We start from the raw sequence: 1,843 nt of genomic DNA, 5'->3' as shown, positions 1-1,843 counted from the left end.
CGGCCCGGCCGCGGCGCGGGGTGCGGCGGCGCGGCGCCGGCTGCAGGTGCTGACCGGGCGTGAGCTGGAGGTGCTCGCCCTGCTGGGCGAGGGGCTCTCCAATGCGGACGCGGGTGCCCGGATCCACATGAGCGAGGCGACGGTGAAGACGTACGTCAGCCGGATCCTGGCCAAGCTGGGCTGCGAGAACCGGGTGCAGGCGGCGTTGCTGGCGCGGGACGCGGGGCTGGACGGCGGGAGCTGACCCCTTCTTCTCTTCGACCACCTCACCCGCACCCTCCGCCGCGGCCTGCGACACATCCGGCTCCAGTCGCCCCTCATCGAGGGATGCCTGGCCGGCACCGGCCTGTCACTCGCCCCATCGACGCCCCCCTGAAGACCTCAGCAACGGCGGCGCTGTGCCGAGGAGACGTTTCGGGGGCTTGGCGTACCCCTGCGCGAATGGGGTGGGGGTTCCGGGTCAGGGGATGCGGAGGGTCTGGCCGGGGAGGATGAGGTCGGGGTCGTCGCCGATGGTGTGGTGGTTGGCCTGGTAGAGGGCGGGCCAGCCGCCGGGGAGCTGCAGGGTGCGGGCGATGGTGTCGAGGGTGTCGCCGTCCTCCACCGTGACGTCGGTGGTGGGCGTGCCGGTACTCCCAACGGTGGCTGTGTCGCCTGCGTCAGCGGCGGGCCGGCGGGCGGGCCTGGGGGCGGGCGTGGTGTGGTGGCTGTCGGACCGGCCGGCGCGCGGGCCGCAGGCGGGCCAGGGGGTGAGGCCGCGGTGGGCGGCGAGGTGTTCGGCGACGGCGATCTGCTGGTCGCGGGTGGCGAGGTCGGGGCGGGGCGCGTAGGCGGTGCCGCCGTTGGCGCGCCAGGTGGACTGGTCGAACTGCAGGCCGCCGTAGTAGCCGTTACCGGTGTTGGTGTGCCAGCGGCCGCCGCTCTCGCACGCCGCGATCTTGTCCCAGTCGATGCCCTGTCCGGCGGCCGGCACAGCCGAGGCGACGGCTGGTCCCGCGACCGTGGTGGCGCGTGCGTGCGTGGTGGCGGTGGTTGCGGTCCACACGCCGGCGGCGCAGGCGAGGGCGAGGAGTAACTGCAGGATCCGGCGGGCGATGGACATGGCGGAACACTCCCCGAGTGGGTCGGCGATCGGGCGGCGGGCACCCGGGGGTACCGCCCTTCCAGCGATCGCACACCCCGCGCGGACTCCCGGGCCGACACCCCGGCCGGGTCACCCGCCCGGTCGTACGGCGCCACCCGAGCGCACCACGCCGGTAGTCGACGCCCGTGCGCCGTGGCCGGCCGCCGTGAAGCTGTTCGCACCGCGCCCTGGGCGGGACGGCCGGGCAGCCCTACTGCGTAGCGCCACCGGACGGGGCAGACGAGGAGAGCAGGGTGCTCGGGCTGGGCAGGTAGGGGCTCCGGATGTACGGCCCGCACCACGTCACCGGCCCGGGCGCCACCGATGCCACTGCCGCGGACTCGAACGCCGGCCCGGCCGACGGCGGCCGGGAGCGGCCGGGCCGCAGCCGCTGGGAGTGGCTCCGTCCCGGGGCCGGGGACGGCGCGTGCCCCTTCAGCCGGACCGGTCCCTTGGGTGCCGACAAGCCGCTACCGTGGGGGCGTGGGTGTCCGGCGGGACACCCTGGTGGCCCGGTGCGGAGGGAACGGACGGTTGAGCGCACAGCCCATCGCGTACGCGGACGTGGACCACGAGGCCGCACTGAAGTACGCCGTGCAGCTCATCGACCACCCCTGGGCCCAGGTCATCGAGGGGCGGATCGTTCTGGTGTCGCCCACCTGGGACCACGAGAACGTCGCCGCGAAGATCCGCCGCCAGCTCGACCTGCGCGTCGACGAC

Annotated in this window: 2 protein-coding genes and 1 pseudogene; 2 read left to right on the top strand and 1 reads right to left on the bottom strand. The window is 74.9% G+C overall.

Going from position 1 to position 1,843, the window contains the following annotated elements; translation table 11 throughout:
- Nucleotides 1–244, top strand: a 244-nt coding sequence (locus ABZ885_RS40345) for a LuxR C-terminal-related transcriptional regulator (protein ID WP_360200061.1), incomplete at its 5' end; no start/stop codon positions are given.
- A gap of 216 nt (nucleotides 245–460) precedes the next feature.
- Here ABZ885_RS40345 and ABZ885_RS40340 read toward each other — a convergent pair.
- Entirely contained in the window at nucleotides 461–1,102 is a 642-nt protein-coding gene (locus ABZ885_RS40340; RefSeq protein ID WP_360200059.1) for a transglycosylase family protein, read from the bottom strand.
- A gap of 555 nt (nucleotides 1,103–1,657) precedes the next feature.
- On the opposite strand from ABZ885_RS40340, the pseudogene ABZ885_RS40335 reads away from it, so the two are divergent.
- Nucleotides 1,658–1,843: pseudogene (locus ABZ885_RS40335) on the top strand (Uma2 family endonuclease); the annotation flags it as partial.

Source organism: Kitasatospora sp. NPDC047058, from assembly GCF_040643935.1.
Lineage (GTDB): Bacteria > Actinomycetota > Actinomycetes > Streptomycetales > Streptomycetaceae > Kitasatospora.
The sequence above is the reverse complement of the archived record's forward strand: the minus strand, read 5'-3'. Positions and strand labels throughout refer to the sequence as shown.